We start from the raw sequence: 13696 nt of genomic DNA on the forward strand, positions 1-13696 counted from the left end.
ATGTATAAAAACGCTTCGATCCTAAAAAATAACATGATTCCCTGTCTATTATACAGAAATATTTGACAAATTCGGATCGTTTGAGCAGTTTATATGACGTGAAAGAAATGACTTGTTATAATCAATCTCTAAAAACCTTACGGGAGGCGAAAGAAATGGCCAGAAAATTATTCACACCTATTACGATTAAAGATGTAACGTTAAAAAACCGCATTGTGATGTCACCAATGTGCATGTACTCTTCTCACGAAAAGGACGGAAAATTACAGCCGTTCCACATGGCTCACTACATAACGCGCGCAGTCGGCCAGGTCGGATTGATTATTGTGGAAGCATCAGCGGTTAATCCTCAAGGACGAATCACAGACCAAGATTTAGGGATATGGGGCGACGAGCATATCGAAGGTTTCGCAAAGCTGACTGAGCAGGTAAAAGCGCAAGGCTCAAAAATCGGAATTCAGCTTGCCCACGCAGGACGTAAAGCAGAGCTTGAAGGAGATATTTTCGCTCCGTCTGCGATTGCGTTTGACGAGCAATCGAGCACGCCGGTTGAAATGACAACTGAAAAAGTGAAAGAAACCGTACAGGAGTTCAAACAAGCGGCTGCCCGTGCAAAAGAAGCAGGTTTTGATGTGATTGAGATTCATGCAGCACACGGTTACTTAATTCATGAATTTTTATCTCCGCTTTCTAACCATCGCACAGATGAATACGGCGGCTCACCAGAAAACCGCTACCGTTTCTTAAGAGAGATCATTGATGAAGTCAAACAAGTGTGGGACGGTCCTTTATTTGTCCGTGTATCGGCTTCTGACTATACAGACAAAGGCTTAGACATCGCTGATCATATCGGTTTTGCAAAATGGATGAAGGAGCAGGGCGTTGACTTAATTGACTGCAGCTCAGGTGCCCTTGTTCAGGCAGACATTAACGTATTCCCTGGCTATCAGGTCAGCTTCGCCGAGAAAATCCGCGAACAGGCTGACATGGCGACTGGAGCTGTTGGAATGATTACAAATGGTTCAATGGCTGAAGAAATTCTTCAAAATAACCGTGCAGACCTCATCTTTATCGGCAGAGAGCTATTACGCGACCCTTACTTTGCAAGAACTGCCGCAAAACAGCTGAATACAGACATTCAAGCCCCTGTTCAATACGAAAGAGGCTGGTAATCTTGATCCGAGATATCCGCGGCTCCGCCGCCGGATATCTCTTTTTTTATTTTTGGAGAAACGATCAGCTGACGTTCTCCGTCTCCCTAGTAGAACCAATTAGAGGAGATGACTCCAATGAATGCAGCATGGATCGATAGGACCTATACGGTTGACGGTTGTGAATTTCATACAAAACACCGAAAAGGATTTAGCGGTGTAACCATTGTCTTTGAAGCCGGCTACGGCACTTCTTCAGAGACATGGAAACCACTAACAGCGGACATTGATGACGAATTTGGCATATTCACATATGATAGAGCGGGCATTGGGAAAAGCGGACAAAGCAAGGCAGAACGAACAGCCGACCAAAAGGTGAGAGAATTAGAAAGCTTGCTTAAGGCAGCAGGTATAAGACCCCCTTATCTGGCTGTTTCACATTCATACGGATCGGTTATCAGCAGTTTATGGGCCTGTAAAAACCGACAGGATATTATCGGCATGGTGCTCCTTGATCCCGCTTTAGGAGATTACGGCACAGGCGGCTTTACATTTATTCCTGAAGAAATGCATACAGCATACAGAAAGCAGATGATGCACGAGGAGACACATGCAGACTTTTCGAAAAGTCTGCGGCAGTTCAAACAGCAGCAAGTCCATTTAGGGAACATGCCGCTTATTGTCCTGTCATCAGGTGAACGCACTGAGAAATTCGCCTCCGCTGAAGAGGACTGGAGAAACCTGCATAGCAGCATTTTGTCTCTATCCGATCAAAGCGGCTGGATACAAGCTAAAAACAGCTCACATAACATTCATCATGATGAACCTCATATCGTCCATCTGGCGATTTATGATGTTTGGTGTGCGGCCTGCCAGCAGGCCGCCCCGATATACCAGGCAGTCAATTAAACAAAAACCCCGGCTAAAGCAGCCGGGGTTTTTATTATTTTGTTTCGCGATGAAGGGTATATTTCTTTAAACGCGGTGAGTATTTTTTCAGCTCTAAACGATCAGGATTTGTGCGTTTATTTTTGGTTGTGATGTAGTTTCTGTCCCCTGTTTCAGTGCAAGCCAAAGTAACATTTACTCTCATGTTAACATCTCCTTATAAAGCGTAATGATTACGTTTTATTATACAGCTTAACAACAGATTGTCAAACACCATCTCTTTCTCAGCCTCTCGGAACTTGCACCTCTAAGAAATCATACGCCGTGATACTGTTCGGAAAAACGGCTGCCGCTTCTTTTTGGAGCTCTAAAGAAGCCTCTCCCTGATATCTCGCGCTGATATGAGTTAAAATGAGCTGCTTCGCTCCGGCTTCTTTGGCAGTTAGAGCTGCTTGTTCTGTTGTACTGTGAAAATAATCAAATGCAAGCTTCACATCATCCTTAGCAAAGGTGGCTTCATGCACAAGCACATCACAGTCCCGCGCAAGCTCTTTTATCTTATCGCTCACTCTCGTATCCCCGGAAAACACGACAGCTCTCCCCTTTTTAGGAGGCTCCAGAAAATCCTTCCCGTTTATGATGCGTCCGTCTTCAAGTGTCACAGTCTCACCTTTTTTCATTTTCGAATACACAGGTCCCGGCGGAATATTCATTTCCTTTAATAACGCCGCCTTTAAAGAACCAGGCACATCTTTTTCCTGTACGCGGTACCCGAAGGCCTCTACACCATGAATCGCGGATACAGCTGTGACGATAAACTGATCGTCCTCAAATACCGCTCCCTCTTCAATCTCTTGGATCACAAGCGGATATGTTAGGTGAGTTTTCGTGACGGCAAGACTTGTTTCAATAAACGCCTTGATGCCTTTCGGTCCGTAAACCGTCAGCTCGTCCTCACCGCCCTGAAAAGAACGGCTGCCAAGAAGCCCTGGAAGACCGTATACATGATCGCCGTGCATGTGAGTAATGAAGATCTTTTCTATTTTTCGAGGTTTAATCGATGTATGTAAAATTTGATGCTGTGTGGCTTCTCCGCAGTCAAACAGCCATACAGATCGCCTTTCTTCAAGCAGTTTTAATGCGATCGACGTCACGTTTCTCGACTTAGCGGGAATTCCGGCTCCCGTCCCTAAAAAAAGTAATTCCACATTTCCTTCCTCCTACTAGAACTAGTTACCTACAAGAATACAGGATCATGCGTAAAATGTGAATCTTGCCTCTGATTCGGGCAATCCTTTCGTTCTAGAAATAATTTTGCGCCATTCTGCAAAAAAAGGTCTTAAATGTTTGCTTTCGTTGAATTTTAGATTTAAAATGAAGGAAATATGCGGGGTACTAAAATAAAGCTTCGAATAAAGTGAGGTACTTTTAGTGAAAACAAACCAACAACCAAAAGCAGTAATTGTCATATTCGGTGCAACGGGAGATTTAGCAAAACGAAAACTCTATCCGTCCATTCACCGTTTATATAAAAACGGACAAATCGGCGAAGAGTTTGCAGTTGTAGGAGTCGGAAGAAGACCTTGGTCCAATGAGGATCTTCGCCAAACCGTCAAAACATCTATTTCCTCAGCTGCTGATAAACATATAGATGATTTCACGTCTCACTTCTATTACCACCCGTTTGACGTGACAAACCCTGGTTCTTATCAAGAGCTTAACGTGCTGCTCAACCAGCTGGAAGATACATATCAAATCCCGAACAACAGAATGTTCTACTTGGCAATGGCCCCAGAATTCTTTGGGACAATTGCAAAGACATTAAAATCAGAAGGTGTTACAGCAACTACAGGTTGGTCCCGCCTTGTGATTGAAAAGCCGTTCGGCCATGACTTGCCAAGCGCGCAAGCATTAAATCAAGAAATTCGCGAAGCATTTACAGAAGATCAAATTTACAGAATCGATCACTATTTAGGAAAACAAATGGTGCAGAATATTGAGGTCATTCGATTTGCCAATGCGATTTTCGAACCGCTATGGACAAACCGCTACATCTCAAATATCCAAATCACATCAAGCGAATCACTTGGTGTTGAAGACCGTGCTAGATATTACGAAAAATCAGGCGCCCTTCGCGACATGGTCCAAAACCATATTATGCAAATGGTTGCGCTTCTCGCAATGGAGCCGCCGATTAAACTGAACACAGAAGAAATCCGCAGCGAAAAAGTGAAGGTGCTGAGAGCCCTCCGCCCTATTGCAAAAGACGAAGTGGATGAGTATTTTGTGCGCGGACAATATCAAGCCGGTGAAATTGACGGTCTGCCAGTCCCTGCTTATACAGATGAAGATAATGTCGCTCCTGACTCAAATACAGAAACCTTTGTTTCTGGAAAGCTTCTGATCGACAACTTCAGATGGGCTGGTGTTCCATTCTACATCCGTACCGGAAAACGAATGAAAGAAAAGTCTACAAAAATTGTCGTTCAATTTAAGGACATTCCGATGAACCTGTACTACGGCAATGAAAACAACATGAATCCGAACTTACTCGTCATTCATATTCAGCCTGACGAAGGCATTACACTTTACTTAAACGCTAAAAAACTCGGAGGAGCAGCACACGCGCAGCCAATCAAACTGGATTACTGCAGCAATTGCAATGACGAGCTGAACACTCCTGAAGCATATGAAAAATTGATTCACGACTGTCTTCTCGGCGATGCGACGAACTTCGCACACTGGGATGAAGTTGCCCTTTCTTGGAGCTTTGTCGATTCCATTTCTGAAACATGGGCAGCCAACAAAACACTATCGCCAAACTACGAATCAGGTTCTATGGGTCCAAAAGAATCAGATGATCTTTTGGCGAAAGACGGCTTGCATTGGTGGAATATATAAAGAAAAAGGCTGAGTGCTTGTAAAGCATTTTCAGCCTTTTATTTATGTATCAAGCTTTCTGCCTCTAAGCGGCTCAAAAAGTCGATTGATTCTCTCTCTGTCGTAATCTAATATCCAACTGTTATATGTTTCATACATATCCCGTATTGTTTCAGCTGCAGCAGCTAAAATATCGCAGCCTCGATCATCATAAAGATAAAAAATGGTTCTCTTCTTTATATTGATAAAGTAAATTTTTCGAGAAATGCTTGGTTTTATCCCCATATCTTGATTACATATTGCTCTCAGCATTGGGATATATCTTATATCACCAGCTTTGCATCTAAGAAAAAATCTATGCGTTTTATCATCATAATCCTCAGAACAAGTATAAGGAACAGCAATGTGCTGCAGTTTTTTCAACACAGCTTTTTCTCGAATGTACCGTGAGAAAATATGCAATTTGCTCTTATATCCCCTTCTCCCTTCAAAACCAACAGCATCAGCTACAACAAATATATCATCATCTTCGGCATGTAGAGATTTAAATAAAGTGATAGCTCTCTTATATGCGTTATCTAAATAAGGGCTGTGTAGATAGGCATCGTTCACATTATACCCTACACCTATTTCAAACCGGATTCCGATCGGCCAGTTATAAAACAAAGGAGGTGTAAGTCGTAAACCAGGAAAATTTTCAAGTAAATACTCATTTACAGGCAAAACATACATCCTTTCGTCGGCACTCTATTTCAAAAAAATCCCGCAGCTGTCAGGCTGCGGGATTTCCACATCATTATTTCATCCATTCAGTATGGAAGACACCGTCTTTGTCTGTGCGCTCATAAGTATGGGCGCCGAAGTAGTCACGCTGCGCTTGGATTAAGTTTGCAGGCAGCACGGCTGTGCGATAGCTGTCATAATAAGCTAGTGCGCTTGAGAATGAAGGTACCGGCACGCCTTGGGCAACTGCAAGTGAAATCACTTGGCGAAGCGCTCCTTGGTAGCTTTCTGCAATATTCTTGAAGTGGCTGTCAAGCAGCAGGTTATCAAGCTCAGGATCGCGGTCGTAAGCTTCTTTGATTTTCTGCAGGAATGCCGCACGGATGATGCAGCCGCCGCGGAAGATCATAGCGATTTCACCGTAATTGAGATCCCAGTTGTATTCTTCAGAAGCTGCTTTCATTTGGGCAAAACCTTGGGCGTAAGAACAGATTTTGCTCATGAACAGCGCTTTTCTGACTGCTTCGATCAGCTCTTCTTTATTTTCTGTAACAGGCTTCACTTCAGGCCCTGAAAGAAGGCCGCTTGCTTTCACACGCTCATCCTTCATCGCTGAAATAAAACGTGCGAATACAGATTCAGTGATAATCGGAAGCGGAACACCTAAGTCAAGTGCACTTTGGCTTGTCCATTTTCCTGTTCCTTTTTGACCCGCTTTATCAAGAATTACATCAACAAGCGGTTTGCCTGTTTCTTCATCTTTTTTCGTGAAGATATCAGCAGTAATCTCGATCAGATAGCTGTCAAGCTCGCCTTTATTCCATTCAGCAAATACTTCATGAAGCTCATCAGCTGAAAGGCCGAGTACCTGCTTCAGGATGAAATAAGATTCAGAGATCAGCTGCATATCCCCGTATTCAATACCGTTGTGCACCATTTTTACATAATGGCCGGCACCGTCCGGACCGATATATGTCGTACACGCTTCACCGTCAACTTTTGCAGAAATTGCTTCAAGAATTGGCTTCACAAGTTCATGAGCTTCTTTTTGTCCGCCAGGCATGATAGAAGGCCCTTTAAGCGCTCCTTCTTCTCCGCCTGAAACGCCTGTGCCGATAAAATGAATGCCGCTTTCAGCAAGCTCTTTGTTTCGGCGCTGTGTATCTTTATAATATGTATTTCCGCCGTCAATTAAAATATCGTCCTTCTCTAAGTGAGGAAGAAGAGATTGAATTGTCGCATCTGTAGCAGTTCCCGCTTTAACCATTAACAAAATTTTGCGCGGTGTTTCCAAGGATTGAACAAATTCTTCAATGCTGTAGGTGCCAACAACGTTTTTGCCTTTAGCCTCCTGCAAAAATTCCTCGGTTTTGCTGCTTGATCTGTTGTAAACAGAAACAGAAAATCCTCGGCTTTCAATATTTAAAGCCAGATTTTTACCCATTACCGCAAGTCCGATAACTCCGATTTGTTGTTTTGACATATTCTAACGTCCCTTCTGCAAACGTTTAACCATTTTAAAATTTACATTAAAATAAAATGATATTTATACTATTGAAATTACCATACTTCACCCCCTTATTTCAAGACATTCAGCTTTTCTTTTCATCTTGAAAAAAATCTTTATTAAAGCTTGTTCCGCTTGTTTTGCTCTCGTCTTTTTTAACCTTTGCACCTTTTCTGATCAGCTTGGAACCGTACTTTTCATTCAGTTTTTCCATCATCTGCTGAATCGGTTCATCCTTCGCATCCTCTGTATAGCTGAACAAATCGAGCTGCTTATAGGCCTGCTCTTTTTCCACCAACTCCGTTCCGGTAATGCCGAGCAGCCTGATGGGGTTTTTGTTCCAATGCTTAAAGAAGAGATGTTCTGCTTCATTATATATCTCGTTTTTTTGATCTATCGGATTCTTCAGTGTGATGCTTCTCGTAATCGTTTTCCAGTCCGCATATCTGATCATAATAAACAGCTTTGAAGCCATTACTTCCTTACGCTGCAAACGGTCGCTAACTGATGCGGACAGTTTGCGAAAAACAGCTAACAGCTCATCCTCATCGGCAGAATCATGAGAAAGTGTGGATGAATTGCCTACGCTTTTAAATTCATAAATGCGCTCCGGATCAACAGGGGCATGGTGAATGCCGTTCGCTTTATTTTTTAGACGGGGCCCGTTGATGCCAAGCAGCCGTTTCAGCGCGTGTTCGTCAGCGGCCGCTAAATCTCCAATCGTATCAATACTGAGCCCGTTCAGTTTTTCCGCCGTCTTTTTGCCTACGCCATGCATTTCTCCAACGGGGAGAGGCCAAAGGATATCAGGCACTTCTCTTTTTCTCAGGATGGTGATCCCAAGCGGCTTTTTCATATCGGATGCCATTTTGGCGAGAAATTTATTCGGGGCGATTCCGATGCTTGACGGAAGCAGCAGCTCTTTCTGCAGTCTGCTTTGTATTTCTTTTGCCGTCTCATAGGCATTGCGGCTGTATGGTGTATCCGTCATATCCATATAGCCTTCGTCGATGGATACAGGCTCCACCAGATCTGTATATTCACGAAGGATGCTAAACATCGCTCTTGAAGAGCTTCGGTACCGGTCAAAGTTCGGCGGAAGGACGATGAGCTCAGGACAGTTGCGCTTTGCTTCCCAAACCGGCATGGTTGTTTTCACGCCGTGCGCCCTTGCTTCGTAGCTGCATGTGACGACGATGCCTTTGCGTTCTTTGACGTTTCCGGCAACTGCAACCGGCTTTCCTCGGAGAGCCGGGTCATATGCCATTTCCACCGATGCATAGAAACTGTTCATATCAATATGGAAAATAATTCGGCCTTTCCCCGGCATAAACATATCTCCTTTCCGTTCATTAGACAACGGCTTGTACATATAGTAAAATGAAGGTATTGAATGGATGTGATTACAATGTTTGTGGAATCGATAAATGACGTTTTATTCTTAGTCGATTTTTTCACAATTATTCTTCCGGCTCTGACCGCCATCGGGATTGCTTTTCTCTTGCGAGAGTGCCGAGCCGGCGAGCAGTGGAAATCAAAACGAACAGATGAACATCAGACGGTCTTTCGAATAAACCGAACAGACTTTCTTATTATTATATATCATCGCATTACAACTTGGATACGTAAAGTCTTCCGCATGAATTCACCTGTAAATGATGATGAAGACGTCAGTTCCCTTCTTTTATAAACCGCATTTATAAAAAGGAGGAGAACAAATTGTTAAAAACATATCAGAAACTTTTGGCTCTAGGGGCCTTTTTGATCGTATTATGCTCGGGCAACGCAGCTTTTGCTGCAACAAATCAGGTGGGAGGCCTCAGTAACGTCGGTTTTTTCCACGACTATTTAATTGAGCCGTTTTCCTCGCTGCTGAAAGGTGTTGCCGGACTGTTTCACGGAGAATACGGGTTGTCTATCATACTTGTAACCGTTATTGTGCGCGTTGTGGTACTGCCTTTGTTTGTCAATCAGTTTAAAAAACAGCGTGTGTTCCAAGAAAAAATGGCAGTCATTAAACCGCAAGTAGACAGCATTCAAGCCAAAATCAAAAAGACAAAGGACCCGGAAAAACAGAAAGAACTTCAAATGGACATGATGAAGCTGTATCAGGAGCATAATATCAACCCGCTTGCGATGGGCTGTCTTCCAATGCTGATTCAGTCTCCGATTATGATTGGGCTTTATTACGCGATTCGCTCAACACCTGAAATTGCGTCACACTCGTTTCTATGGTTCAGTTTAGGGCAATCTGATATTCTCATGTCCCTTAGTGCAGGGATTATGTATTTTGTCCAAGCCTATATCGCTCAAAAACTGAGCGCGAAATATTCCGCTGTTCCGCAAAATCCGGCAGCGCAGCAATCCGCAAAGCTAATGGTGTTTCTCTTCCCTGTGATGATGACGATTTTCTCGCTTAATGTACCTGCGGCCCTTCCGCTGTACTGGTTCACCAGCGGCCTGTTCTTGACAGTGCAAAACGTCGTACTTCAGATGACACACCATAAACATAAAAAAACAGCCGCTCTTACAGAGCCGGTGAAATAAAAAACAACTCCGACTTTTGTTCGGAGTTGTTTTTTATTTCCATCACGTTTTAGAACCTGCATTCGTTTAAAAAGAAGAAAATCGGGAATACCTTTACTCACATCCAAACGAAAGGAGCTGGTGTCGTGACGGAACGGTCTCAACAAAAAAATATTTCTGTGCCTGAGGGAATTTGGATCATGAAACAAACATGGAATGATGTCTTATTTGCTCATTGGCCGGTTAATTACTCTACCCTTCGAGCTAAGATTCCGCCGATATTGGACATAGATACATATAACGGACAAGCTTGGGTCAGCGTGCTTCCCTTTATGCTCACAAACCTTCGCGCGCGTTTTCTCCCTCCTATTCCCGGAGCCCAGTCCTTTCCAGAGCTTAACCTGCGCACTTATGTCACCTATAAAGGCAAGCCGGGCATTTATTTCTTCAGCTTAGATGCTGATCATCGGCTGGCAGTTCAAGGTGCACGGACTTTCTTTCATTTGCCTTATTTTTACGCCGATATGAAAGCCGAAAAAAATGGGGATGATATGGAATATAGAAGCAAACGGAGAGACGCCGGAAAAGCAGAATTCGGCGCCAAGTACCGGCCACTCTCTGCGCCTTTTACAGCGCAAGAGGATTCGCTAGATTACTGGCTGACGGAGCGCTACAGACTCTACACCGCCCATCGTGACAAGCTCTATTATGAGGACATTCACCATCATCCTTGGCTTCTTCAAAGAGCCGAGGCCCAGTTTTCAATCAATACAGTGGCTGATGCTCACGAAATCACTTTACCAGACTCAGAACCGCTGCTTCATTATGCCAAAAAACAAGACGTGTTATTTTGGCCGCTTCGACAATGGCGCTGACTGTCAGAAAAAAACCCGAATGCCAGATCCGCACTCGGGTTTTCTTCATTATTTTGCTGCTTCTTCAATAATGGCAACAACCATTTCTGCTGTTTTCACCAGCTCTTCAATCGGCATTTTTTCGTTCTTCGTATGAATTTGCTCATACCCGACTGCAAGATTGACCGTTGGGATGCCATGGCCTGCGATTACGTTTGCGTCGCTTCCGCCGCCGCTCGTTTGCAGCTCGCTTGTGCGTCCGATTTTCGCAGCCGCTTTTTTCGCGATTTCAACGACCTGGTCGCCATCTTGATATTTAAACCCTGGATACATGACTTCGATTTCAACTTCTGCACGTCCGCCCATATCAGCTGCCGCCTCTTCAAAAGCAGCTTTCATTTTTTGAACCTGCGCTTCCATTTTTTCAGGAACTAAAGAACGGGCTTCAGCAAGAATATGAACTTCGTCGCACACAATGTTCGTTTGTGTGCCGCCTTCAAACCGGCCGATGTTTGCTGTTGTTTCTTCATCGATGCGGCCCAATGGCATTTTTGAAATCGCCTTGCTTGCGATTGTAATCGCTGATATACCTTTTTCTGGTTCAACTCCGGCGTGTGCAGTTTTACCGTAAATCGCCGCTCTTACCTTCGCCTGAGTCGGTGCCGCAACAATGATATTGCCGACTTTTCCGTCTGAATCAAGAGCATAACCGTAGGATGCTGTCATCATGGAACGGTCAAGCGCCTTTGCCCCGATCAGACCTGATTCTTCACCTACAGTGATGATGAATTCAATCGTGCCGTGCTCAATGTTTTCTTCTTTGAGCACTTTAATTGCTTCAAACATGGCAGCCAATCCGGCTTTGTCATCGGCGCCTAAAATCGTTGTGCCGTCTGTTTTGACATATCCGTCCTCAACAACCGGTTTTACGCCGTTTCCGGGTACGACTGTGTCCATATGAGATGTAAAATAAATTGTATCTGTCTTTTTCGTCCCTTTTAATGTGCAGATCAGGTTGCCGGCTCCGTGGCCAGTGATATCCATTGTATCGTCTTCTTTTACGTCTACACCTAAATCAGAAAATTTTTGTTTCAGCACTTTGCAGATTTCAGCTTCATGCTTCGTTTCTGAATCGATTTGAACAAGCTCTAAAAATTCTTCCAGCAGGCGTTTTTCATTCACCATTTGTAAGTCCCTCCATGTTAAAGCGGTATGTTACCGTGCTTTTTTTTCGGTCTCTCTTCTGTCTTATGTGCAAGCATGTGAAAAGCTTGGATGAGTCTTTTCCTTGATTCTTCCGGCAAAATGATGTCATCGACCATTCCGCATGCCGCCGCTTTGTAAGGGCTGGCGTTTTGTTTTTTGTATTCAGCTGTTTTTTCGCATTTTGTTTTTTGCGGGTCAGCTGACGCTTCAATATCCTTATGATACAAAATAGATACCGCACCTTCAGCACCCATCACTGCGATTTCAGCATTTGGCCAAGCAAACACGAGATCCGCTCCGATGGATTTGCTGTTCATGGCGACATACGACCCGCCATACGCTTTTCTTATAATGAGCGTTACTTTGGGGACCGTCGCTTCTGCATAAGCAAACAGCAATTTGGCTCCGTGTCTGATAATGCCGTTATGCTCCTGCTGAATGCCGGGCAAAAACCCCGGAACATCTTCGACAGTTAACAGCGGGATGTCAAAGGCGTCACAAAACCGGATAAATCTCGCTGCTTTATCAGCCGCGTCAATCGTCAGGCTTCCTGCTAAATGTTTCGGCTGGTTTGCCACAATTCCGATCGTTTTTTGGCCAAGCTTTGCAAATCCGATGACTATATTTTTCGCAAAATACGGCTGAATCTCAAAAAAAGACTGCGGATCAGCCAATTCCTGAATCACCGCCCGAACATCATACGGCTTTGTGCTGTCAGCCGGCACGAGGCGGTTTATTAACGAGCTGGAGGCCTCATCCCCAGATGAAGGTAGTGATATCTGTTTGTCGAGCGGCAAATAAGACAGCAGCTTCTTCACTCCTGCCAGAACCTCCTCTTCCGTTTTTCCGGAAAAGTGGGCATTCCCGCTGACGGCATTATGTATTCCCGCTCCTCCTAAGCTCTCCGCATCAACCTGTTCTCCTGTTACTTTTTCAATGACCTTCGGACCGGTAATAAACATTCGGCCCGTCTGTTCTGCCATAAAGATAAAATCAGTAAGTGCCGGAGAGTATACAGCGCCTCCAGCGCACGGCCCTAATATAACCGAGATTTGCGGAATGACTCCGGAATATAAGACGTTTCGGTAAAATATGTGACCGTATCCATCTAATGATACCACACCCTCTTGAATTCTCGCACCACCTGAGTCGTTCAGCCCGATAATCGGTGCTTTATTTTTTGCTGCAAGATCCATCAGAGAGGTGATTTTTTTCGCATGGGTTTCGCCAAGCGCCCCGCCGAATACGGTAAAATCCTGCGCAAACACATATACAGAGCGGCCGTCAATCGTCCCGTAGCCCGTCACGACTCCATCTCCCAATATACGCTGCTCCCTAGTTAAACTTCGGCTCTCCATGAAAGGATATAATTCGATAAAACTATCCTCATCCAGGAGATAGGCGATCCTTTCCCGTGCTGTGAGCTTTCCCTTTTTCCTCTGTTCAGCCTGCTTTGCATGTCCCCCGCCTTCTTCCGCCTGCCTGCGCCTGTTGTATAGATGACCGATATGTTCATTCATGTTCAATGTCTTGATCTCCTTTCGGTTCACAGAGCTCTACAAGCACGCCATTTGTTTCCCGCGGAGAAATAAACGCGATCCGTTTCCCGTTTGCTCCCTGTCTCGGCTGCCTGTTTATTACGTCAATTTGCCGGTTCGATAATGCTTGAAGCTGATCTGTTAAGCCGCTGCATAAAAACGCAACATGGTGCAGCCCCTCTCCTTTTTTATCTAAAAATGTACGGACAGGGCTGTCAGGCGTTAACGGCTCGATCAGCTCCAAATAAACACCTCCCGCTTGGAACAGAGCAATGATCACCTTTTGCTCTTCAACCGTTTCTTGATGAAGAAACGTTAATCCCAATACATCTTCATAAAAAGTTCTGGCTTTTTTTATGGAATAAACGGCAATCCCAATATGGTCAAGTCCGGTCATTTTCATCCCTGCTTTCCGGCAATAGA

General features: G+C 44.4%; 14 protein-coding genes. 6 read left to right on the forward strand and 8 right to left on the reverse strand.

What is annotated here, in order from left to right:
* Positions 1–155 precede the first annotated feature (155 nt).
* Together namA and P3L57_RS11920 are read left to right on the forward strand one after the other, a co-directional pair.
* Positions 156–1172 carry an NADPH dehydrogenase NamA gene (gene namA / locus P3L57_RS11915; protein ID WP_044154738.1) on the forward strand — a complete coding sequence of 339 codons (1017 nt, stop codon included), beginning with the start codon at positions 156–158 and terminating at the stop codon, positions 1170–1172.
* A 117-nt stretch (positions 1173–1289) separates the two neighbouring features.
* Positions 1290–2060: an alpha/beta fold hydrolase gene (locus tag P3L57_RS11920; protein WP_069487212.1), complete on the forward strand. Its 771-nt coding sequence runs from the start codon at positions 1290–1292 to the stop codon at positions 2058–2060.
* 34 nt (positions 2061–2094) lie between these two features.
* Here the strand turns inward: P3L57_RS11920 and rpmG are convergent, their stop codons facing one another.
* Entirely contained in the window at positions 2095–2244 is a 150-nt protein-coding gene (rpmG, locus tag P3L57_RS11925) for a 50S ribosomal protein L33 (RefSeq protein WP_003226511.1), read from the reverse strand.
* Positions 2245–2323: 79 nt separating this feature from the next.
* A complete protein-coding gene (gene rnz / locus P3L57_RS11930; protein WP_069487211.1) occupies positions 2324–3247 on the reverse strand; it encodes a ribonuclease Z in 924 nt (307 codons plus the stop codon).
* Between the two features lie 223 nt (positions 3248–3470).
* On the opposite strand from rnz, the gene zwf reads away from it, so the two are divergent.
* The gene (gene zwf, locus P3L57_RS11935) at positions 3471–4940 is read left to right on the forward strand and encodes a glucose-6-phosphate dehydrogenase (RefSeq protein WP_059293648.1); all 1470 of its coding nucleotides are present in this window, start codon (positions 3471–3473) and stop codon (positions 4938–4940) included.
* A gap of 42 nt (positions 4941–4982) precedes the next feature.
* Here the strand turns inward: zwf and P3L57_RS11940 are convergent, their stop codons facing one another.
* From P3L57_RS11940 to P3L57_RS11950, 3 genes are all read right to left on the reverse strand, one after another.
* The gene (locus tag P3L57_RS11940; RefSeq protein WP_069487210.1) at positions 4983–5651 is read right to left on the reverse strand and encodes a DUF3885 domain-containing protein; all 669 of its coding nucleotides are present in this window, start codon (positions 5649–5651) and stop codon (positions 4983–4985) included.
* A gap of 64 nt (positions 5652–5715) precedes the next feature.
* Positions 5716–7125, reverse strand: a complete 1410-nt coding sequence (gene gndA, locus P3L57_RS11945; protein WP_044154734.1) for an NADP-dependent phosphogluconate dehydrogenase — start codon at positions 7123–7125, stop codon at positions 5716–5718.
* A 109-nt stretch (positions 7126–7234) separates the two neighbouring features.
* Positions 7235–8479, reverse strand: coding sequence for a DNA polymerase IV (locus P3L57_RS11950; RefSeq protein ID WP_069487209.1), 1245 nt, complete (start codon positions 8477–8479; stop codon positions 7235–7237).
* 72 nt (positions 8480–8551) lie between these two features.
* On the opposite strand from P3L57_RS11950, the gene mifM reads away from it, so the two are divergent.
* From mifM to P3L57_RS11965, 3 genes are all read left to right on the forward strand, one after another.
* Positions 8552–8839, forward strand: coding sequence for a membrane protein insertion/folding monitor MifM (gene mifM / locus P3L57_RS11955; RefSeq protein ID WP_081638334.1), 288 nt, complete (start codon positions 8552–8554; stop codon positions 8837–8839).
* Positions 8840–8868: 29 nt separating this feature from the next.
* Entirely contained in the window at positions 8869–9696 is an 828-nt protein-coding gene (locus P3L57_RS11960; protein ID WP_069487208.1) for a membrane protein insertase YidC, read from the forward strand.
* A gap of 125 nt (positions 9697–9821) precedes the next feature.
* Positions 9822–10550 (forward strand): YqjF family protein, encoded by a 729-nt coding sequence (locus P3L57_RS11965; protein ID WP_069487207.1) that lies wholly within the window; start codon positions 9822–9824, stop codon positions 10548–10550.
* A gap of 48 nt (positions 10551–10598) precedes the next feature.
* On the opposite strand, the gene P3L57_RS11970 is transcribed toward P3L57_RS11965, so the two are convergent.
* Genes P3L57_RS11970 through mce form a run of 3 tightly spaced genes read right to left on the reverse strand, consistent with a single transcriptional unit; the run spans position 10599 to position 13670 of the window.
* Complete coding sequence (locus tag P3L57_RS11970; RefSeq protein WP_044154721.1) at positions 10599–11714, reverse strand: tripeptidase T; 1116 nt, start codon at positions 11712–11714, stop codon at positions 10599–10601.
* Positions 11715–11731: 17 nt separating this feature from the next.
* Entirely contained in the window at positions 11732–13255 is a 1524-nt protein-coding gene (locus tag P3L57_RS11975; protein WP_082687879.1) for an acyl-CoA carboxylase subunit beta, read from the reverse strand.
* Positions 13248–13670 carry a methylmalonyl-CoA epimerase gene (gene mce / locus P3L57_RS11980; RefSeq protein ID WP_059293642.1) on the reverse strand — a complete coding sequence of 141 codons (423 nt, stop codon included), beginning with the start codon at positions 13668–13670 and terminating at the stop codon, positions 13248–13250. Before mce ends, P3L57_RS11975 begins: the two co-directional genes overlap by 8 nt.
* Between the last annotated feature and the right edge of the window lie 26 nt (positions 13671–13696).

The organism is Bacillus sp. B28 (assembly GCF_029536185.1).
Lineage (GTDB): Bacteria > Bacillota > Bacilli > Bacillales > Bacillaceae > Bacillus > Bacillus halotolerans.

What these genes read in the sequence shown, in the direction of transcription:
- namA (WP_044154738.1), top strand. Translation starts at nt 156, where the DNA reads ATGGCCAGAAAATTATTCACACCTATTACGATTAAAGATGTAACGTTA.
- P3L57_RS11920 (WP_069487212.1), top strand. Translation starts at nt 1,290, where the DNA reads ATGAATGCAGCATGGATCGATAGGACCTATACGGTTGACGGTTGTGAA.
- rpmG (WP_003226511.1), bottom strand. Translation starts at nt 2,244, where the DNA reads ATGAGAGTAAATGTTACTTTGGCTTGCACTGAAACAGGGGACAGAAAC.
- P3L57_RS11940 (WP_069487210.1), bottom strand. Translation starts at nt 5,651, where the DNA reads ATGTATGTTTTGCCTGTAAATGAGTATTTACTTGAAAATTTTCCTGGT.
- gndA (WP_044154734.1), bottom strand. Translation starts at nt 7,125, where the DNA reads ATGTCAAAACAACAAATCGGAGTTATCGGACTTGCGGTAATGGGTAAA.
- P3L57_RS11950 (WP_069487209.1), bottom strand. Translation starts at nt 8,479, where the DNA reads ATGCCGGGGAAAGGCCGAATTATTTTCCATATTGATATGAACAGTTTC.
- P3L57_RS11970 (WP_044154721.1), bottom strand. Translation starts at nt 11,714, where the DNA reads ATGGTGAATGAAAAACGCCTGCTGGAAGAATTTTTAGAGCTTGTTCAA.
- P3L57_RS11975 (WP_082687879.1), bottom strand. Translation starts at nt 13,255, where the DNA reads ATGAATGAACATATCGGTCATCTATACAACAGGCGCAGGCAGGCGGAA.
- mce (WP_059293642.1), bottom strand. Translation starts at nt 13,670, where the DNA reads ATGACCGGACTTGACCATATTGGGATTGCCGTTTATTCCATAAAAAAA.